This window comes from Bifidobacterium rousetti (assembly GCF_008698235.1).
GTDB classification, from domain to species: domain Bacteria; phylum Actinomycetota; class Actinomycetes; order Actinomycetales; family Bifidobacteriaceae; genus Bifidobacterium; species Bifidobacterium rousetti.
The window spans coordinates 204,108-223,054 of the sequence record NZ_PEBH01000002.1; the positions used below are offsets into that span (position 1 = coordinate 204,108).

Annotated in this window: 18 protein-coding genes; 5 read left to right on the forward strand and 13 right to left on the reverse strand. The window is 67.3% G+C overall.

The genetic code is table 11. The annotated features are described in order from the left end of the window. Positions 1-50: 50 nt before the first annotated feature. On the forward strand, positions 51-1,310 hold the full coding sequence (locus CSQ85_RS03370) for a glycoside hydrolase family 3 N-terminal domain-containing protein (RefSeq protein WP_150383034.1): 1,260 nt from the start codon (positions 51-53) through the stop codon (positions 1,308-1,310). Between the two features lie 189 nt (positions 1,311-1,499). On the opposite strand, the gene nadD is transcribed toward CSQ85_RS03370, so the two are convergent. From nadD to glyA, 4 genes are all read right to left on the reverse strand, one after another. After that, positions 1,500-2,228 (reverse strand): nicotinate-nucleotide adenylyltransferase, encoded by a 729-nt coding sequence (nadD, locus tag CSQ85_RS03375; protein WP_395956284.1) that lies wholly within the window; start codon positions 2,226-2,228, stop codon positions 1,500-1,502. 14 nt (positions 2,229-2,242) lie between these two features. After that, a complete protein-coding gene (locus tag CSQ85_RS03380; RefSeq protein WP_150383035.1) occupies positions 2,243-2,836 on the reverse strand; it encodes a phosphoribosylglycinamide synthetase in 594 nt (197 codons plus the stop codon). Between the two features lie 62 nt (positions 2,837-2,898). Further along, positions 2,899-4,227: a glutamate-5-semialdehyde dehydrogenase gene (locus CSQ85_RS03385; RefSeq protein ID WP_150382850.1), complete on the reverse strand. Its 1,329-nt coding sequence runs from the start codon at positions 4,225-4,227 to the stop codon at positions 2,899-2,901. Positions 4,228-4,354: 127 nt separating this feature from the next. Next, positions 4,355-5,662, reverse strand: a complete 1,308-nt coding sequence (glyA, locus tag CSQ85_RS03390; protein ID WP_150382851.1) for a serine hydroxymethyltransferase — start codon at positions 5,660-5,662, stop codon at positions 4,355-4,357. Between the two features lie 317 nt (positions 5,663-5,979). On the opposite strand from glyA, the gene thrC reads away from it, so the two are divergent. Then, entirely contained in the window at positions 5,980-7,470 is a 1,491-nt protein-coding gene (gene thrC / locus CSQ85_RS03395; protein WP_150382852.1) for a threonine synthase, read from the forward strand. A 36-nt stretch (positions 7,471-7,506) separates the two neighbouring features. Here the strand turns inward: thrC and CSQ85_RS03400 are convergent, their stop codons facing one another. The 4 genes from CSQ85_RS03400 to CSQ85_RS03415 all read right to left on the reverse strand — a co-directional run bounded on the left by CSQ85_RS03400 (position 7,507) and on the right by CSQ85_RS03415 (position 10,454). Next, positions 7,507-8,313, reverse strand: coding sequence for a DUF1648 domain-containing protein (locus CSQ85_RS03400; RefSeq protein WP_150382853.1), 807 nt, complete (start codon positions 8,311-8,313; stop codon positions 7,507-7,509). Positions 8,314-8,361: 48 nt separating this feature from the next. Beyond that, on the reverse strand, positions 8,362-9,066 hold the full coding sequence (locus CSQ85_RS03405) for an ABC-2 transporter permease (protein WP_190972870.1): 705 nt from the start codon (positions 9,064-9,066) through the stop codon (positions 8,362-8,364). Between the two features lie 5 nt (positions 9,067-9,071). Further along, the gene (locus CSQ85_RS03410; RefSeq protein ID WP_150382855.1) at positions 9,072-10,013 is read right to left on the reverse strand and encodes an ABC transporter ATP-binding protein; all 942 of its coding nucleotides are present in this window, start codon (positions 10,011-10,013) and stop codon (positions 9,072-9,074) included. A gap of 63 nt (positions 10,014-10,076) precedes the next feature. Further along, complete coding sequence (locus tag CSQ85_RS03415; protein WP_107041084.1) at positions 10,077-10,454, reverse strand: GntR family transcriptional regulator; 378 nt, start codon at positions 10,452-10,454, stop codon at positions 10,077-10,079. Between the two features lie 349 nt (positions 10,455-10,803). Between CSQ85_RS03415 and CSQ85_RS03420 the strand changes: the two genes are divergently transcribed. Next, complete coding sequence (locus tag CSQ85_RS03420) at positions 10,804-11,424, forward strand: GNAT family N-acetyltransferase (RefSeq protein WP_150382856.1); 621 nt, start codon at positions 10,804-10,806, stop codon at positions 11,422-11,424. Positions 11,425-11,439: 15 nt separating this feature from the next. On the opposite strand, the gene yidC is transcribed toward CSQ85_RS03420, so the two are convergent. From yidC to CSQ85_RS03445, 5 genes are all read right to left on the reverse strand, one after another. Beyond that, on the reverse strand, positions 11,440-12,444 hold the full coding sequence (gene yidC / locus CSQ85_RS03425) for a membrane protein insertase YidC (RefSeq protein ID WP_223846807.1): 1,005 nt from the start codon (positions 12,442-12,444) through the stop codon (positions 11,440-11,442). Positions 12,445-12,585: 141 nt separating this feature from the next. Beyond that, positions 12,586-12,948, reverse strand: coding sequence for a hypothetical protein (locus CSQ85_RS03430; RefSeq protein ID WP_150382858.1), 363 nt, complete (start codon positions 12,946-12,948; stop codon positions 12,586-12,588). Positions 12,949-13,020: 72 nt separating this feature from the next. Beyond that, positions 13,021-13,692, reverse strand: coding sequence for an HAD family hydrolase (locus tag CSQ85_RS03435; protein WP_150382859.1), 672 nt, complete (start codon positions 13,690-13,692; stop codon positions 13,021-13,023). Beyond that, positions 13,689-15,488 (reverse strand): DNA repair protein RecN, encoded by a 1,800-nt coding sequence (gene recN / locus CSQ85_RS03440; protein ID WP_150382860.1) that lies wholly within the window; start codon positions 15,486-15,488, stop codon positions 13,689-13,691. The genes CSQ85_RS03435 and recN overlap by 4 nt, the downstream gene beginning before the upstream one ends. After that, positions 15,481-16,467, reverse strand: coding sequence for an NAD kinase (locus tag CSQ85_RS03445; protein ID WP_150382861.1), 987 nt, complete (start codon positions 16,465-16,467; stop codon positions 15,481-15,483). Before CSQ85_RS03445 ends, recN begins: the two co-directional genes overlap by 8 nt. A 251-nt stretch (positions 16,468-16,718) precedes the next feature. On the opposite strand from CSQ85_RS03445, the gene CSQ85_RS03450 reads away from it, so the two are divergent. Then, complete coding sequence (locus CSQ85_RS03450; RefSeq protein ID WP_150382862.1) at positions 16,719-18,182, forward strand: TrkH family potassium uptake protein; 1,464 nt, start codon at positions 16,719-16,721, stop codon at positions 18,180-18,182. Between the two features lie 110 nt (positions 18,183-18,292). Beyond that, positions 18,293-18,946, forward strand: coding sequence for a potassium channel family protein (locus CSQ85_RS03455; protein ID WP_150382863.1), 654 nt, complete (start codon positions 18,293-18,295; stop codon positions 18,944-18,946). Position 18,947 lies beyond the last annotated feature (1 nt).

Below are 18,947 nucleotides of genomic sequence, written 5' to 3' on the forward strand. Positions count from 1 at the left end.
TGGCGGGACGCAGGAGACGCGACGACAGTCACGCCGCAAACGGCAATGGCATGAGCGCGCTTGTCCTGACGCTGGTCGCGGCGCTCGTCGCGGTCGCGCTGGTGGTCGCGTTCCTCGTCTCGCCGGCCCTGCGCCGGTCGTTCGGTCTCGCCGATGCGGGTGATGCCGTCGGCGCCGCGGCCCGGTCATCCCAGTCGTCGGGCGCGGACGCGGGCACGGCGGACGCAGGCAACGGGGACATGGCGCGCGGCGCCGTGCCCTCCCCCACCGACCCCGCCCTGACGAAGGCGAGGAGGCTGGTCGCGGCGATGAGCCCCGAGGAACGGGTGGGCCAGCTGGTGATGGCGCCGCTGTTCGCCGGCAGCGACCCGTCGGCGCTGAAGACGGCGATCGCGGACCGTCATGTCGGTTCGGTGCTCATCATCGGCAACTGGAGATCCGGCGTCGCCGGCGTGCGCAAGGCCACCGACGCGCTGCAGTCGTACGCCCCGGAGGGCGACCGGCTCATCATGGCCACCGATCAGGAGGGCGGGCTGGTCCAGCACCTCAAGGGCGCGGGCTTCGACACGATGCCGAGCGCGGTCAGGCAGGGCGCGATGCCGGTTGACGAGCTGCGCCGTTCGGCCGCCGTCTGGGGCTCGCAGCTCAAGGACGCCGGCATCAACGTGGACTTGGCGCCGGTGCTCGGCACGGTGACGATCGAGAGGAAGTCGAACGCGCCGGTCGGTGCGCTGAACCGTGATTTCGGTCTCGACGCGGCCGGCAACGCGGCGCATGGCTCGGCGTTCGTCGAGGGGATGCGCGACGCCGGCGTCCAGTCGTCGATCAAGCACTATCCGGGGTTGGGCGCGGTGCAGGGCAACACCGACTTCACCGCGAACGGCATCACCGACGCGACCACCACCGTCGAAAGCGCCGAATTGCAGGCCTTCCACACGGTCATCGATCAGGCGAAACCGGCGATGGTAATGATGTCGCTCGCCACGTATCAAGGCATCGACCCGAACAGCCCGGCCGCGTTCTCCCCGACGATCGTCGACGGGCTGCTGCGCGGCACGCATGGCTTCGACGGGGTCGTCACCTCCGACTCCCTGTCCGCCGAGGCCGTGGCCCACGTCCCCACCGATCAGCTCGGCGTCAGATTCATCGAGGCCGGCGGCGACCTCGCCTGCATCGGCCAGAGCGCCGACATCGCGCCCATCCTCGACGGCCTCAACGCGAAGGCCAAAGCGGATCAAGCTTTCGCGCGGAAGGTCACCGAATCAGCCACCCGCGTCATGCGCCTCAAGGTGCAAATGGGACTGGCGTGACTACCCCTCAGACCCGCTCCCCTGACAAGGGGAGCCGAAGTTAACGCAACATCCGAGACCAACGCAAGTGGCGGTCGGGCGTTCATCTTGTTGAGACCGTAAAGACTTGGCCAGAGCGGCCCGGAGCGAGTCGCAATGAGATGAACGCCCGACCGCCACGTCCACGCACGAAACCGGACTACGCCACCGTCACGCCCGATACAGCCCGTGCTTGCCGATGTACTGGACGACGCCGTCCGGCACGAGGTACCACACCGGCTCGTCGTGCTCGGCGCGCCGTCGCACGTCGGTCGAACTGATCGCCAATGCCGGGATCTCGAGCGTGTCGACCTTGCCTTCGGGCAGTTTCACCCCTTCGGGCGAGGAGTAACCCGGCCGCGTGACCGCGACGAAGTGCGCGAGGTCCCACATCTTCTCCGCGTCCTTCCACAGCATGATCTCCGCGACCGCGTCCGCGCCGGTGATGAAGAACAGGTCGGCGTCCGGATGCTGCGCGCGGATGTCGCGCAGCGTGTCGATCGTGTAGGTGACGCCGGGCCGGTCGATGTCGACGCGGCTGACGGTGAACTTCGGATTGGAGGCGGTGGCGATGACCGTCATCAGGTAGCGGTCCTCGGCGTTGGTGACATGCTTGTCGAGCTTGAACACCGGGCGGCCGGTGGGTACGAAGATGACCTCGTCGAGGTCGTACACCCACGCGACCTCGGATGCGGCGACCAGGTGCCCGTTGTGGATCGGGTCGAAGGTGCCGCCCATGATGCCGATGCGCGGGGTGGCGTGCCAGTTGCCACGCGCGGAGCGGCGCATGCCGGCGCGGCCGGAGGCGGGCGCGTCGTCCGCCGCGCCGCCGGCGCCGGGCACGCCGACGTTGGACATGTTGGCCGAGGCGGATACGGAGTCGGCGGACAGGTCGGCCATGCGGCGTTCGTCGCTCACGCGCGCTCACCCCGCCCGTCCTGACCGTCACGGCCGTTACGTTCGTCAGCACGCTCATCGGCGCGTTCGGCGAGCTCGGTCTGCTCGGTCTCCTGCTCGATCTCCGCGGCGGTGGGATCGTCGTCCTTGGGATCGATCTTACCCATGTCCTCGTCCCACTCGTCCTGCACGACGCGGCGGATCTCCGCGAAGGTCGGCAGCGGGAAGTCGGGCTGGAACATGCGGCGCACCTCGGCCACGCGTTCGGTGACGCGGATGAGCGTGTCGGTCATGCCGTCCACGTCGCCGTCGCGTTCGAGCGCGGCGAACCGGGCGATGTACTCCTCCATCATCGCCATGTGGGCGCGCATGGACTTGAGCTGGGCGTCGTCGAGGTCGACGACGTCGGGCGCATCCTCGTCGGGCCAGCCGATGAGCACCGCGTCGGCGTATTCGAGCGACGCGCGCTGCGATGCGGAGGCGATGCCGTCCTCGATCTGCACGAGGAAGACGTATCGGACGATGCTCAGGCGTTCGGCGGCGATCTTGAGCCCGCAGCGCGGATTGTCCAGATCGAGGTCGGTGCGCAGTTCGGTGATCGGCACGCTCATGCCGTCGTTCGCCTCGTCGGTCGGGTCGGTTCCGTTCGTTCCGTCGATCGTGTCGTTGACGCTCATGCGCGCACCTGCCCCCGGCCGTAGCCGATCCATTTCGTCGTGGTCATCTCGGTCAGCCCCATCGGCCCGCGGGCGTGCATCTTCTGCGTGGAGATGCCGAGTTCGGCGCCGAAGCCGAACACGCCGCCGTCGGTGAATCGTGTGGACGCGTTGACCATGACGACCGCGGAGTCGATGCGGGAGGTGAATTCCTCGATGGCGGTGTAGTCCTCGGCGATGATCGATTCGGTGTGTCCGGTGGAGTGTGTGTTGATGTGGTCGATGGCCTCGTCGAGCGAATCGACGACCTTGACGCCGATCTTCAAGGCCAGATATTCGGTGTCCCAGTCCTCGTCGACGGCATGGACGAGCAGGCCTTCGGCGACGCCGGCCTTGGCCCCCTCCACGTCGGAGGAGTCGATGATCACGTAGGCGCGTTCGTCGGCGTGGATCTCGACGCCCTTCTCGAACATGGCGGCGGCCGCGTAGGGCAGGAACACGTCGGCGACGTCGGCGTGGACGAGCAGCTTCTCGGCGGCGTTGCACACGCCGACGCGCTGCGTCTTGGCGTTGATGAGGATCGGGATGGCCTTGGCCGGGTCTCCCGAGGAGTCGACGTAGATGTGCACGTTGCCGGCGCCGGTCTCGATGACGGGGACCTTGGAGTTGGCGACGACCGCCTGGATGAGGCCCTTGCCGCCCCTCGGCACGAGCAGGTCGATGTGGCCGCGCGCCTCCATCATCGCGGTGGCACCGTCGCGTCCGAAGTCGTCGACCGTGCCGACGAGCGCCGGATCGTAGCCGTGCGCGCGCAGCACGTCGCCGATGACGGCGAGCGTCGCGGCGTTGGTGCGTTCGGCCGCGTGCCCGCCGCGCAGGATCGCGGCGTTGCCGGATTTGAGGCACAGGGACGCGACGTCGACGGTGACGTTGGGGCGCGCCTCGTAGATCATGCCGATGACGCCGATCGGCACGCGCGTCTGGTTGAGGCGCAGGCCGTTGGGCAGGGTGTAGCCGCGCACGATCTCGCCGATCGGATCGGGCAGGGTGGCGACGTGGCGCACGCCGTCGGCCGCGGCCTTGACGCGCGCCTCGTCGAAGCGGAGACGGTCGAGCTTGCCCTCGTCCATGCCGGCCTCGCGCGAGGCGTCCATGTCGAGGGCGTTGGCCGCGGCGATCTCGCCGGCGCGGGCGTCGAGGGCGTCGGCGATGGCGTTGAGCAGCGTGTTCTTCGAGTCGGTGTCGGCCTGTGCGAGCGAGCGTTGCGCGCGGGCGGCGGCGTCGGCGCGGGCGCATACCGCGTCGAACACGGCAGACGGGATATTGGCTTCCTCACTGTTCGTCATAACCATTCACCTTAGCGCACATCGGGGTCAGATATGTTGCGGGGCTCCCCTTCCCGTGAGGTGGGATGGGGAGCCCCGTGATCGGCGGATCGGCGGCCCCGGCCGAGGAGCCGAGGAAGCCGAGGGATCAGTGGATCTGGTCGAGGTCCGGGTACAGCGGGAAGTCGGCGACCAACTTGTCGACGCGGGCCTTCAGCGCGTCGACATCGGCGGACGGGCCGGCGGCGAGCGCGGTGCCGATGATGTCGGCGACCTCCTCGTACTCCTTGGGCCCGAAGCCGCGGGTGGCGAGCGCGGAGGCGCCGATCCTCAGGCCCGAGGCGACGGACGCGGGACGCGGGTCGAACGGCACGGTGTTGCGGTTGATGGTGATGCCGCAGGCGGCGAGCAGGTCCTCGCCCTGCTTGCCATCCATCTCGCTGTTGCGCAGGTCGACCATGACGAGGTGCACGTCGGTGCCGCCGGTCAGGACGGTGATGCCGTTGGCCTTGACGTCGTCGGCGAGGAGTCGTTCGGCGATGATCTTGGCGCCGTCGAGGGTGCGCTGCATGCGGTCCTTGAACTCGGGGGTGCCGGCGACCTTGAAGCTGACTGCCTTGCCGGCGATGACGTGCATGAGCGGGCCGCCCTGCTGACCGGGGAACACGGAGGAGTTGAGCTTCTTGGCGTACTCCTGCTTGGCGAGGATGAAGCCGGAGCGCGGGCCGCCGAGGGTCTTGTGCGCGGTGGAGGAGACGACGTCGGCGTACGGCACGGGGCTCGGGTGGAGTCCCGCGGCGACGAGTCCGGCGAAGTGGGCCATGTCGACCCAGAACTTGGCGCCGACCTCGTCGGCGATCTCCTTCATCGCCTTGAAGTCCTCGATGCGCGGGTAGGCGGACCAGCCGCCGATGATCATGGCGGGGTGGGTCTCGAGGGCGCGCTGGCGGATGATCTCCGGGTCGATGCGGAAGGTCTCGGGGTTCACGCCGTAGGCCTCGGCGTGGTAGAAGCGGCCGGAGAAGTTGATCTTCATGCCGTGGGTCAAGTGGCCGCCGTGGTCGAGGGCGAGGCCGAGGACGGTGTCGCCGGGCTTGACGAGCGCCTGGTAGACGGCGGCGTTGGCCTGCGCGCCGGAATGCGGCTGCACGTTGGCGTATTCGGCGCCGAACAGCGCCTTGGCGCGTTCGCGGGCGATGGTCTCGATCTGGTCGACGTACTCGCAACCGCCGTAGTAGCGGCGTCCCGGATAGCCTTCGGCGTACTTGTTGGTGAGCACGGAGCCCTGCGCCTGAAGGACCGCGCGCGGCACGAAGTTCTCGGAGGCGATCATCTCGAGGCCGTCCTGCTGGCGGTGCAGCTCGGAGTCGAGCAGCTCGGCGATCTCGGGGTCGGCGGCGCTGATGGGCGCGTTGAAGGCGTCGGTGGCTTTCTGGGCGAGTGGTGAAGCGGTCATCTGTGCTCCTTTGTCGGTGTGGGCAACGACTGGCATGCCGTTTGGGCGTCGAGTGTACGGGATGTTTGTGGCCGTGCTGTTTCCTGATCGTGCCGAATCGGGCGAATTGTCCCGGCGATTGGCAGAAAACCACGGGACATGCCGTCTCGGCATATGGACTTGACCGCTCCTCGGCGCCGGTCGGCCATCCGGCCCGCCGGACGATCTGTCATGCGAGACGCCGCGCCGTCCACGCCTATGCCGCACGCTAGACTGGTGAGGATTCGATTCATCCCTTAATAAGGCTGTTCGTCATTCACAGATTAAGGATTTCAACCGTGGCTACCACCTTCCATTCCACCCGTTCCACCACCGACTCGCTGACCGCCAAGCAGGCGATCCGCAAGGGAATCGCCGATGACGGCGGCCTGTTCGTCTCGGACGAGCTGGGCAAGACGAAGGTGGACGTCGCCTCGCTTGCGGGCAAGCCGTACCAGCGAATCGCCGCCGAAGTGCTCGGCGCCCTGCTGCCCGACTTCACGGCCGAGGAGCTGGCCCAGTGCATCGCCGACGCGTACGGCGACCAGTGGTCGGACGATCGCATCACCCCGCTGAAGGAGCTGGGCGAGGACTACATCCTCGAGCTGTTCAACGGCCCGACCTCCGCGTTCAAGGACGTGGCGCTGCAGATCCTGCCGCGCTTCATGGCGCACACCACGCCTGCCGACGGCGACGCGGACGAGAGGATCATGATCCTGACCGCCACGTCGGGCGACACCGGCAAGGCGGCGCTGGCGGGCTTCGCCGACGCGCCGGGCACCGCGATCACCGTCTTCTACCCGGAAGGCAAGGTGAGCCAGGTGCAGGAGCTGCAGATTACCACGCAGGCGGGTTCCAACGTGAACGTCGCCGCGGTCGAGGGCAACTTCGACGACGCGCAGACGGCCGTCAAGAACATCTTCGGCGACCATGAGCTGGCCGCGCGCCTCGCCGGCGACTCGCACGTCGTGCTCTCCTCGGCGAACTCGATCAACGTGGGCCGTCTGGTGCCGCAGGTCGTCTACTACTTCTCCGCGTATGCGCAGCTGCTCGAGCGTCAGGTCATCAACGTGGGCGATGAGGTCGAGTTCGTCGTGCCGACCGGCAACTTCGGCGACATCCTCGCCGGCTACTACGCCAAGCTCCTCGGCCTGCCGGTCAAGCACCTCGTGGTCGCCTCCGACAAGAACAACGTGCTGTTCGACTTCCTGACGACCGGCACGTACAACCGCCAACGCCCGTTCTACCAGACGATCAGCCCCTCGATGGACATCCTCGTCTCCTCGAACCTCGAGCGCATGCTCTACTACTTCTCCGAAGGCGACACACGTCTGATCACGATGCTCATGAACGACCTCAAGAACTGGGGCACGTACGAGATCCCGGAGGATCTGCTGGCCAAGATCCGCCAGCTGTTCGGCTGCGGCTGGGCGAACGAGGACCAGGTGCGCGAGATGATCGCCGACTGCTGGACGAGGAACCGCTACGTCATCGACCCGCACACCGCGTGCGCGTACTTCGTGGCGCAGCAGATGCCGCGCGACCCGCTCACCCCGCGCGTGATCCTCGCGACCGCAAGCCCGTACAAGTTCCCGCGCGTGGTCAACGAGGCGCTCGGCTTCGACGCGACCGGCACCGACTTCGAGTGCATGGATGTGCTCGCCAGCGAGACCGGCACCACCGCCCCGGCCGCCCTGCGAGGCCTCGAGACCGCCGATGTGCGCTTCGACACGGTCGTCCCGATCGACGGCATGGAATCCTTCGTCGAGCAGTCCACCAAGGCCCTGTGATCGAATGATGGAATCGGCCTAACGCGACCGATTCCATCACAGCAAAGCGCTGAGGGCGAAGGGGAGGCCTATGACGACGAGCAGGAGGATGACGGCGCCGACCCAGACGACGGGACGGGCCATGTTGACCGTCCAGCCGACGCCGAAACGCTTGGGCACCCAGACTGCCGGGTCGTCACGGTTTACGTAGATGACGCCGCCGTACCAGTAACGGTCCTCGTCCAACGGCATCGTCTCGTCGTCTGCTCTGCCGCCGGCATCGGAGTCGTCCGCTCCCCCAGCGTCGACCCGCGAGCCGTTCTGTCCGTAGAACAGCACGACCACGATGCCGCCGACGAGCGCGAGCATGCCGGCGAACGTACCGGCCAGCCCGACCGTACCGAGATCGAGCACTCCGATCGTGCCGAGCTGCACGGTCATGCCAATCCCCGCGATCACGGCCACGCCGACGACCAGCACGTACACGCTCCACGCGCGCAGCATCGCCGCGTACCGCCGCGCCGAACGCACCGGCGAGTCCGCGTCGACCGGACGCCTCGCATACAGGACGGCCGCATGCGCGCCGGTCATCACGGCGGCGAGGATCAGCTCCATGAGCGGTGCGAACCAGATCACGAACGGGCTTTTGTCGGCCCATCCGTCGACGACCCCGGCGGCGTTTGTATGGATCGGCACACGCTGCGGCATGCCGCCGTACCCCGCATATCCGACGATGATCGTCGTCGCGATGATGACGACGTAGACGAGGTCCCACCACAGCGACAGCGGCCGCGCGAACGTGTCGTCAGCGACGACCGCCATGCGTTTCGCCCCCGTCGCCGTCCAGCCGCGTTCACGCTTCATCGTATTCCCCTTGATCGCTGACCGTTGACGTCAATCTACAGCTCCAGACTACAGCTCCTTGGCGAGATAGCAGCGGCAGGAGACTCGGAACGAGACCGCGAACGCGAGTACGGCCGTGGCGATGCCGATGACGGCGAGGATCGGGATCAGCATCATGTTGTCGGCCAACGCGACGACACCGTCGAGGGCGCGGTCGAGCACCGCTTTGGGAACCAGCGCCGCCACCGCGGTGAGACCGCCCACCGCCGCGAAGCAGAGCACCAGAACGACGACCATGAACCAGATCCCGACCTTCTGGATGGAGAACCGGTACATCAGCGGGCAGAGCAGGGACACCATGATCAGATACATCCACATCAGGGAGGCGGAGATCCCGCCGAAGTACCCCGCGCCCGCGGCGCCGACGACGGCCAGCCCAGCCCACGTGAGTAGACAGGAGACCAGCAGCAGGCCGGCGGAGGTCAGCAACAGCAGATACCGCCCCGCCACCTGATGACGGCGAGCCACCGGCATCAGACCGTTCAGCCAGCCGCCATGACCCTGCTGCTCGTACATGAACGGGTACATCAGGATGAGCACGTAGATGTATATGGCGGCGCCGAACACGCCGCCGGTCAGGGCTTCCATATGGGCCGCGGCGCCGGCCGTGACCAGCACCGGCACGGCGAGCACGGCGGCGGGGACCCACATCCACCCCTGGGAGGAGACCTTGTGCCAGTCCATGCGGTACGCCCGCAGAACCGATCGCATCATGGGGTTCATTGCTCCGATCCTCTCCCTGCGGCTTGCGCATCGCGCGTGTTGGTGAGTCTGATGATGTCGTCGATCGACGCGGGTTCGACGCCGAGATCGATCCGTCCGTGAAGCGCGCGGTCGACATCCTCGGCGCGCACGAGCGCATCGAACCCTGTCTCATAGGCGTGGACACCGGCGGCCGCGCCGCGCATCGCGTCGTCAAGATCGACGGGACCGCCCTTGACGATGCGGAACGACTCCTCGAACTCGTCCTTCGGGCCGGTGTAGTAGAGCCGCCCGCCGGTGATGTAGGTGATGAAGTCGGCCGCGCGTTCGAGGTCGGCGGTGATGTGCGTGGAGAACAGGACGCTGCGCTCGCCGTCGGCGACGAAGTCGCGCAGCAGGTCCATGAGGTCGTCGCGGGCGAGCACGTCGAGTCCGGCGGTCGGCTCGTCGAGGATGAGGAGTCTCGCGTCGTGGCTCAGGGCGATCGCGAGCATGAGCTTCATCTGCATGCCGCGGGAGAGCTCGCTGACGCGCTTGTTCGGGGCGAGACCGAATCGCTTCAGGTATCCATCGAACGCGGCGGCGTCCCACGTCAAGTACATATCCGCCATCGCGCGGCCGACTTTGCCGACACGCCACTGGTCGACGAGGTAGCTGGAGTCGAAGACGACGCCGAGCCGGTCCTTGACTCGCTCCTCGTCGGCGATGCCGTCGAGACCGAACACGTGGATCTCGCCGGCGTCGCGGCGGACCATGTTGAGGATGAGCTTGATGAGGGTCGACTTGCCGGCGCCGTTCGGGCCGATAAGCCCCATGATGTATCCGGCCGGCAGGTCGAAGGGCACGTCGTCGAGCGTGAACCCGGAATCATAGTGTTTCGTGACGCCGGTGACGGACAGGATCGGCGTCCCGCCGCCGCCCGGACCGCCGGACACGACGTTCACATTCGCGGTGTTCATCGCGCATCTCCTTTCATATGACTGTGTCCACCCCACACGACGCCAACGGCGCGCGCGGCGCGGTCACCGTTGCCTGCGATACTCCTCAACGAGCATCGACCCGACCTGTTCCAGCGGCAGGCCCGCGGCCTTGGCGGCCGAGACCGCCTCGGCGAGGCTCGCCCGCACCCGGGTTTCGAGCTGACGTCTCATCAGCTCGTTGCCCTTGTCCATGACGAACGTGCCCTTGCCTTGGATGTTCTGCACCACGCCCTCGTCGGCCAGTTCGTTGTACGCCCTGGTGACGGTGAGCACGGAGATGCGCAGCTCCTTGGCGAGCTTCCTCAGGGAGGGCAGCGCCTCCCCCGCCTTGAGCTCGCCGTCCAAGACGGCGGTGCGGATCTGGGTCTTGATCTGCTCGTAGATGGGTTCGCCGGACACGGATGAGATGATCAGCTTCATTCATGCCCTCTTTCCATAGGTGTGATTACCGTCCAGCTGTTTAGCTGTTATACATAACAGTATATCTATTATGGTCCACTGTCAAGGTCTGGAGCATAACAGTTGTTGCAGCGAACCGTTCTCATTAATGAAAGTGTGAGCCAACCGAACGATTCCGCACAATCGCACATCGGCCGAAATCGTTGAGATTCCGGCGCTTGACGACTGTTCGTGTGCGATTGACGAAATGTCAACCCTCACACTTTTGTTATTGAGAACGGTTCGCTGCAAGCCGCATGTGAATAGACGGTTAACGCCGTCGTGCCGGAGCCGTCACCCTGCATACAATGGCCGCACGAAGGGAGCTATCATGCCAGACAACGCCGTTACCTTGCGCAAGACAGAACCGAACGACTACCCGCTGCTAGAGCAGTGGTGGAACGACCAGAACGTCGCCAACGGAGCGCGCACCGACACCGCCCCGATCCCCGGTGACGCCGTCGACAAACTGTTCCACACCTTCAGCGACGAGGATTCCGACCACCGCTTCGGCCGGACGATCCTCGACCCGAACGGCAACCCGATCGGACACATCGCCGCGTGGGATTCCGTCGACCCGGACCGCAATCCCACGATGGCGATCCTCATCGGACCGTACTTCCAGGACCGCGGCTACGGCAGCCAGGCCATGAAGCTCGGCATCCGACTCGCCGCCGAACAGCTCGGGGCGAAGACCATCACCGTCAAGGTGTGGTCGTTCAACCTGCGCGCCCGCCACATGTACGAGTCGCTCGGTTTCAAGGAGGTCGACCGCAACCCGAACGCCGTGAACCGCGACGGACGCTCCTTCGACGAGGTGGCCTACAAGGCGCCGGTCAGCCGCCTGCTGGACCGCATCGCCGCCGAGGTCGTCGAACGCGAGGAGGGCGAGGAGCTGGAGCGCCGCCGCTACGAGGCCAAACGCCCCTCCGACCTGCTGCCGGTGCGGTAGACGCGCGACCGGCTCCTACGCGCGACGACGACTCGCCTTGATGACCGACCGCCGTCGCGCGCGGAGGTTCCGGGTGCGGGCGTTCTGCTCCCGCCCGCGACGCTCGTTGGCGACGACGCGCGCCGCCTCGGCCAGCTCCCGTTCGACCGAGGGCAATCCCGCGGCGGCGCGACGGGCGTTCTCACGCGCATGGTCGCGCGCCTCCTTGCGCTCGCCGGCGACGGAGCCGGGAGTCGGGAACCAGCGCAACTGCACGATCGTCTGCGCAAGGTTCCATAGGTTGTTCGTCATCCAGTAGAGCAGCACGCCGAACGGGAGCGCGAACCCGGAGATGACGTAGATCGCGGGAAACAGGAACGCGGCCATCCGCTGCGTGCGGAACTGCGGCGATTCCATCGTCTCGCGCGGCGTGTTGCGGTGGATGAGTATCCATTGCATCGCGAACATCGTCAGGCACATGATCGCGACGACCGTGACGATGACGGCGCGCGAGCCATCGCCCGACGCCGTGCCGAACGATTCGGACAGGCGTACGCCGGCGATTGACGACGATTCGACGTCGCCCGCGAGCGCCCGGTCGAGTCCGCCGAGCGACTCGGACGCGCCGGACGCGATGGCCGGCAGCGATTGCAGCACGTAGTAGAGGGAGCACAGGATCGGCGCCTGGATGAGCGCCGGCATGCACGAGCCGAGCGGGTTGGCGCCGGACTCCCGCTGCAACGCCATGATCTCGCGCTGCATCGCCTCCTTGGAACGCGGGTCGCTGCGCGAGGCGTACTTGCGTTGGATGTGTTGGATACTGGGCTGGATGGCCTGCATGGCGCGCATGCCGTGCATCTGACGGACGAACAGCGGGATCAGGCACACGCGGATGACGACGACGAGGCACATGACCGCAAGGCCCCATGCGCTGCCGGGGCCGTCGGGCATGCCGAGGGCGGTGAACAGGGTATGGATGAGGGTGAGCAGCTGGGCGATGACCCATTCGATGGGTCGCAGCGCCTGAAACAGGAAATTCATGGGATTCATGGGAATACGCTTCTTCGATGCAAAGGACAAAAGGATCTGAACCGTTGGCGGACCGACGAAATGGGTCCGCGGGAATATGGCCTGCACCGGCGCAAGCCATGCCGGGCAAGGCGAAAAATCACAGAGAAATGTTCAGATCCGAGGATCGGGAAGCGTGTAGCGCGCCCACCTGGGGACCCACTGCGGGCGCGACCATGAGCGCACGGCGTTCATCACGCGGGTGTCGAAGCGGAAATCACGCGGCAACGGCCGACGAGCGGCGATGGCGCCTGACGAAACGGACACGCACACGACGCGGCATACCGCAGCCGTGAGGACGGTGACGACGCACGAGACCACCAGCGCGGCGATCAGGGTCAGACCGGAGGCATGCGGCGCAATCATACGGAAGGCGATCTCGAAGGCGACGGCGGGCAGCAGGAACACCGCGAAAATGGCGAACAGCATCAGGTACGCGGCATAGCCCAGCCGCGTGCTCACCCTGATGTCGTCCATGCCCGTCGTGCCTTCCGTCCGATTGCCCGATTGTCCGATCACCCGATTCAATCGACGCCGCCCAGTATACGCCTACAGATCGCGCGGGGCGTTGCGGAAGTCGAAGAGGACGCCGTCGGCGAGCTCGCAGATCTCGGGCCAATCGGCGTCGGAGGAGTCGTCATGCATGGCCCAGACCGTCATGCCGACGGACTTGGCGGAGCGGATGGCGACGAGCAGATCCTCGAAGACCGTGCAGTCTTCCGGTTCGGCGCCGAGACGGCGTGCGGCGAGCAGGTAGACGTCCGGACGGTCCTTGCCGACGTCGTTGGCGTCGTCGACGGAGACGATCTCGTCGAACAGGTCGAGCATGCCGACGTGGCCCAGCGCCGGCTCGCGCAGGCGCGGCGGCAGGGAGGTCGCGACGCCGAGGCGCACGCCGCGTGCCCTGAGCTCCCTCAGGTAGTCGAGCGCGCCGGGTTTGGCCTCGACCTGCGTGGCGTAGGCGACGCGCGCCATCTCGTCCCACTCGTCCATGAGCTGTTCGGGCGTGTCGACAAGGCCGAAGCGCGCGATCGTGTATTCGGCGATCTGCCTGAACTGCATCGGCGCGACCGTGGCCATGTAGTCGTCCGGCACGGGGATGCCGCGGCGGGCGAGGAAGTCGATGTCGACCTGATCCCATACGCCCATCGAGTCGAGCAGCGTGCCGTCCAGATCGAAGATCGCGGCCTTGCGCGATCCCGCCTCGTTCACAGTGGTCATAGGTCGCTCTCCTTGAGCAGTTCGCGGGCATGGTCGAGGGATGCCTCGGATTCGGAGCCGGAGAGCATGCGGGCGATCTCGCGCACGCGGGCGTCGTCGCGCACCTCGGCGACGGTGGTGACGACGCCGACCGCGTCGTCGTCGGCGTCCGGCGGCTCCTTGGTGACGACGAACTGCGCGTCCGCCCAGGAGGCGACCTGCGCCAGATGCGTCACGACGATGACCTGCGAGCTTGCGGCGAGACGGGCGAGGCGGCGACCCAGCTCGACGGCCGTCTTGCCGCCGACGCCGGCGTCGACCTCGTCGAAGATGAACGTCATGTCGGCGTTCGCGCCGGCGTCACGCCCGGCGCGCATGTCCGCGGCGGACAGCTCCATCGCGAGCATCAGACGGCTCAGCTCGCCGCCGGACGCGCTCTTGCCCATCGGCATCTCGGGCGCGCCCTCGTACGCGGTGAACAGGAACGCGATGTCGTCGCCGCCGTTCGCGTCGAGCGGGTCGTCGCCGGGGCGCGGGGTGACGGCGATGCGCAGCGACGCGCCGTCCATCGCGAGCGAGGCGAGTTCGCCGGTGACGCGCTCGGCGAGTTCGCCGGCGGCCGCCTGCCGCGCCCGTCCGAGTTCGCCGGCGGCCTCGAGCGCGGCCTTGTAGAGCCGCGCGCGCTCGCCTTCCAGTTCGGCGAGCTTCTCCGGGGATGCGTCGAGGTCCTCGATGTCGAAGGCGGCCTTGTCGCGCCATGCGATGACGTCCTCGACGGTCGGCCCCCAGCGGCGGGTGAGGTCGTCGAGGTCGTGGATGCGGGCGTTCAGCGTGTCGAGGTCGACGTCGCCGAGATCCTCGTCCAAGTGCCCGGACAGGGAGAACACGACGTCCGCGAGGTCGGCGTTGAGCGATTCGAGCCGGTCGGCGAGTTCGGTGAAATCGCCCGAGGCGTGGATGGCGCGCAGCGCCTGCGCGGCCTGCAGCAGCTGTTCGGAGGCGCCGACCGTCTCGGGGTCGCCGTCATAGCCGACCTGTCCGGGGTCGAGCGCGGCGAGCGCGCGGGAGACCCCTTCGGCGATGTCGGCGGCGTTCTCGATCCGGTCGCGCTTGGCCTTGAGCTCCTCGATCTCGCCGGGATGCGGGTCGATCTCGTTGATGCGCGCGATGGACTCACGCAGGTAGTCGGCCTGCTGGCGGGCCGACGACTCCTGCGAGCGCAGCCGCTCGAGCCGCCCGTCCATGTCCGTCAGGGCCCCGAACGCCGCATGGTAGGCCGCGAGCTCCGTCTCGTCGCCGGCGACGTGGTCGAGGAACTCGCGCTGGCGCGCAGGCGAGGCGATCCTCAGCTGTTCGGCCTGCCCGTGGATGGTGACGAGGCGGCCGGCGACCTTCGCCAGCACGGAGCGCGGCACGGTCTTGCCGCCGAGCACGGCGCGGGAGCGGCCGTGGACCGGCACGGTGCGTGCGAGGAAAAGTTCGTCGTCCTCCGGTTCGACGCCGGCCTGACGGGCGATCGCCGCGGCGTCGAGCAAGTCGTCATCGGCGCCTTCGTCGCGCGCGGACGTGCCGGACACAGCCATCCCGCCGTCCGATTCCCCGTCGGACAGCGCGAAGATGCCCTGCGCCCACGCCTTGTCGGCGCCGGGCGAGACGCGTTTGGCGTCGGCCGGGCCGCCGGAGATCAGCGAGAGTGCCGACAGCAGCATCGACTTGCCGGCGCCGGTCTCGCCGGTGATCGCGGTCATGCCCGCGGCGGGCGCGATGATGGCCGAGCGGATCGGGCCGAGCGAGCGGATGGAGAGTTCCTCAAGCATCGGGCGTCGCCTTTCGATCGGTCTGATCGGTCTGATCGGACCGATCGGACCGATCAGACCGATCGGACCGTCCGAGTCGATCGGCGTGGTTCTGGCCGTGCGCGGCCTGCTCGCGCCAGCCGACGACCGGCAGGTCGAACTTGGTGACGAGCCGGTCGGTGAACGGCGCGCCGGAGAGCCGCGCGAGACGCAGCGTCCCGCGCGAGGCGCGCACGTCGACGCGCGTGCCCTTCGGCAGGGCCCGCTGGCGGCGGCCGTCGCAGCAGATCCAGCCGTCGGACATCGAATCGTCGAGGATGGTCATCGTGAACGTGGAGTCGGCGCCGATGATCAGCGGGCGGGCGAACAGGGCGTGCGCGGCGAGCGGCACGAGCTGCAGCGCCTTCACGTTCGGCCACATGATCGGGCCTCCCGCGGAGAAGGCGTACGCGGTGGAGCCGGTGGGCGTTGAGACGATGACGCCGTCGGCGCCGAACGAGCTCATCTCCACGCCGTCGACGCTGATGGACAGTTCGACCATCTTGCCGCGGTCGGCGCGTTCGAGCGTGATGTCGTTCAGGGCCCAGTTCTCGATCGGCCTGTCGGCGCCGGGCAGCCACACGTCGACGTGGGCGATCATGCGCTCGTCGATCGAATAGTCGCGTTCGGCGATGCGCCGGATCGCCTCGTCCATCTGGAAGCTCTCGAATTCGGCGAGGAAGCCGACGTGCCCCATATTGACGCCGATGATGGGCGTGCGCGTGCAGCGTACGAGCTCGGCGGCGCGCAGGATCGTGCCGTCGCCGCCGAGCACGACGACGATCTCGGTGTCCTCCCCCACGACCGGCGGCTGCACATCGAACGCGGGCGGCTCGAGGTTGTCGACGATCGAGACCTCGAATCCGGCGGCTCGCAGCTGGCCGACCACCTCGGCCACCACCGTGCCGCTCCGGCGCAATCTGGTGTGGGTCACCACCACCGCATGACGGACACCGACCATCGCATCCCCTTCTCCCGAGCCCCGAACCATCAGGCCCATTCGGACAAATGTTTCAATACGACTCAATCCTAACCGACGCGCGCGGACAGCGGAACACGCTGGCCGGGATGTTTTTCGCCTGTCACTGACCAAGCAGACGCAGCCAACGCACGGTGGAGCCAATGCACGGTGGGGAGCATGGGGCATACAATGCGAGGCGTAAGGAATCCGTTAGCAAGGAGTATCGCGCACGCCGCGCGAGAGGGAGACGAATGGCGAACCCCGTCTTTGACGAATCCTCCTCGAACCGCGAGTCCTCGCACGGCCTCGCGTGGTGGTTCTCCGGCAACGCCTTCGCGAAGGCCGCCGACGACGACCGCACGTCCCGCGGCCGCGGGTTCGTCCAGCGCATGGTCACCCATCCCGGGCGCCTGACCATCCTCTATTTCCTCGTGCTGGCGAGCGTGTCGACCACCCTGCTCATGCTCCCGCAGTCCACGCCGAAGGGCGAGACGACGACGTTCTCGACCGCCCTGTTCACCGCGGTGTCGGCCCTGTCGACCTGCGGCATCTCGATCGTCAACTCGACGACGCACTGGACCCTGTTCGGCCAGGCGGTGCTGCTCGTCTCCGTTCAGCTCGGCGGCGTGGGCGTGATGACGTTCGCCTCGCTGATCACGCTCGCGATCAACCGGCATATGAAGGCGGCGCAGCGGCTGCTGACCGCCACGGAGCTCGGCACCACGAAGCTGGGCGAGATCCGCGGCGTGCTGAGCGTGGTCCTCACCGTCTCCCTGATGATCGAGGCGATCACGTTCGTCGCCCTGTTCCCCGGCCTGCTCAACGTCAATTCGGGCGACTGGCGCAAGTCCCTGTGGGAGTCGCTGTTCTTCGCGGTCATGTCGTACAACAACGCGGGCTTCACGCCGGACAACGCGGGCCTGCACGTCAACAGCTGGGGCGTGGGCCTGCCGATCATGGTGTCCGCGTTCTGCGGCACGCTCGGTTTCCCGGTGATCCTCAACCTGATCCGCTGCGCCCGCAAGCACCAGCCGCCGCGCAAGTGGAGCCTGCACACGAAGATCACGCTCATGGGCACGTTCGTGATCGTGGCCCTGTCCCTGACGTGGTTCCTGCTGGTCGAATGGGACAACCCGTTCCTGTTCCGAGACGCGGACGTCAACACACGCATGCGCTACGCGATGGTCGCGGCGGTCATGCCCCGCTCCTCCGGATTCGACCTGACGTGGGTGCCGCAGGTGAGCGAGCCGACGAAGGTGTTCATGAGCGCGATCATGTTCGTCGGCGGCGGCAGCACGTCGACCGCCGGCGGCATCCGCGTCACCACGTTCGCGATCATCCTGCTCGTATGCCGTGCGTCGTTCACCGGGCGGCGGGACGTCAACGCGTTCCGCCGGCGCATCCACACGCGCGTGGCGATGACGGCGGTGAGCATCACCACGACATGCCTGATGCTGGTGTTCGTCTGCTCGCTGGCGCTGATGCTCGTCTCCGGCGCCTCGCTGACCGACGCGCTGTTCGACTCCTGTTCGGCGTTCGGGCTGGGCGGTTACACTGTGGGCGTGGCACGGGAGGACAATCCGGCCGCGTTGGCCATCCTCGCCACCGCGATGGTCGTCGGGCGTCTCGGCCCGATGACGATCGCCTACTCGATCAGCCGGCCGCGCGCGCCCGAGGCGCTGCGCTACCCGACGGAAACGGTGGTGGTCGGATGAGTGGTCGGATGATCTCGCTGGTGGAACGCATACTGGGGACGGGCCGCGCGGAAGACCGTGGAACAACCCGTGAAACACTCCGTGGAACAACCCGTGGAAAGGGGCGGACGATGGCGAAGACAGGCAAGAGCGTGCTGGTCGTGGGGCTGGGCCGTTTCGGCGCCGCGGTGGCGACGACGCTCGACGCGATGGGTCAGGACGTGCTCGCCGTGGACAAGGACCCGGAGCTGGTGGCGCGCTGGTCGGCCACGCTGCCGGTCGTCCAGGCGGACATGACCGACGTGCAGGCGATCGAGCAGATCGACGCCTCGCAGTTCGACACGGCGGTCGTCGCGATCGGCGACAGCGTCGAGGCGTCGGTGATCACCACCGGCAACCTGCTTGACGCGGGGGTGATCGACCTGTGGGCGAAATCGGTGTCCGTGCAGCACGCGCGCATCCTGCAGCGCATCGGCGCGAGGCACATCATCAACGCGGAGACCGACGCCGGCAAGCGCGTGGGGCATCTGGTCTCCGGCAACTACCTCGACTACATCGAGATCGAGGGCGCGCATACGGTCGTCAAGATCCACACGCCCTCGCATGTGGCGGGCAAGTCGATCGAGGACGCGAAGGTGCACGAGCGCTACGGCATCACCGTGGTCGGCATCAAGTCGCCGGGCAAGGAGTTCCAGTACGGCTCCCGCGAGCTCGTCATGCACCGCAACGACGAACTGGTGCTCATGGGCAAGGAGGACCAGATCAACCGCTTCATCCAGGGGTGAG

What these genes read in the sequence shown, in the direction of transcription:
- CSQ85_RS03370 (WP_150383034.1), top strand. Translation starts at nt 51, where the DNA reads ATGAGCGCGCTTGTCCTGACGCTGGTCGCGGCGCTCGTCGCGGTCGCG.
- nadD (WP_395956284.1), bottom strand. Translation starts at nt 2,228, where the DNA reads ATGGCCGACCTGTCCGCCGACTCCGTATCCGCCTCGGCCAACATGTCC.
- CSQ85_RS03380 (WP_150383035.1), bottom strand. Translation starts at nt 2,836, where the DNA reads ATGAGCGTGCCGATCACCGAACTGCGCACCGACCTCGATCTGGACAAT.
- CSQ85_RS03385 (WP_150382850.1), bottom strand. Translation starts at nt 4,227, where the DNA reads ATGACGAACAGTGAGGAAGCCAATATCCCGTCTGCCGTGTTCGACGCG.
- glyA (WP_150382851.1), bottom strand. Translation starts at nt 5,662, where the DNA reads ATGACCGCTTCACCACTCGCCCAGAAAGCCACCGACGCCTTCAACGCG.
- CSQ85_RS03400 (WP_150382853.1), bottom strand. Translation starts at nt 8,313, where the DNA reads ATGAAGCGTGAACGCGGCTGGACGGCGACGGGGGCGAAACGCATGGCG.
- CSQ85_RS03405 (WP_190972870.1), bottom strand. Translation starts at nt 9,066, where the DNA reads ATGATGCGATCGGTTCTGCGGGCGTACCGCATGGACTGGCACAAGGTC.
- CSQ85_RS03410 (WP_150382855.1), bottom strand. Translation starts at nt 10,013, where the DNA reads ATGAACACCGCGAATGTGAACGTCGTGTCCGGCGGTCCGGGCGGCGGC.
- CSQ85_RS03415 (WP_107041084.1), bottom strand. Translation starts at nt 10,454, where the DNA reads ATGAAGCTGATCATCTCATCCGTGTCCGGCGAACCCATCTACGAGCAG.
- CSQ85_RS03420 (WP_150382856.1), top strand. Translation starts at nt 10,804, where the DNA reads ATGCCAGACAACGCCGTTACCTTGCGCAAGACAGAACCGAACGACTAC.
- yidC (WP_223846807.1), bottom strand. Translation starts at nt 12,444, where the DNA reads ATGAATTTCCTGTTTCAGGCGCTGCGACCCATCGAATGGGTCATCGCC.
- CSQ85_RS03430 (WP_150382858.1), bottom strand. Translation starts at nt 12,948, where the DNA reads ATGGACGACATCAGGGTGAGCACGCGGCTGGGCTATGCCGCGTACCTG.
- CSQ85_RS03435 (WP_150382859.1), bottom strand. Translation starts at nt 13,692, where the DNA reads ATGACCACTGTGAACGAGGCGGGATCGCGCAAGGCCGCGATCTTCGAT.
- recN (WP_150382860.1), bottom strand. Translation starts at nt 15,488, where the DNA reads ATGCTTGAGGAACTCTCCATCCGCTCGCTCGGCCCGATCCGCTCGGCC.
- CSQ85_RS03445 (WP_150382861.1), bottom strand. Translation starts at nt 16,467, where the DNA reads ATGGTCGGTGTCCGTCATGCGGTGGTGGTGACCCACACCAGATTGCGC.
- CSQ85_RS03450 (WP_150382862.1), top strand. Translation starts at nt 16,719, where the DNA reads ATGGCGAACCCCGTCTTTGACGAATCCTCCTCGAACCGCGAGTCCTCG.
- CSQ85_RS03455 (WP_150382863.1), top strand. Translation starts at nt 18,293, where the DNA reads ATGGCGAAGACAGGCAAGAGCGTGCTGGTCGTGGGGCTGGGCCGTTTC.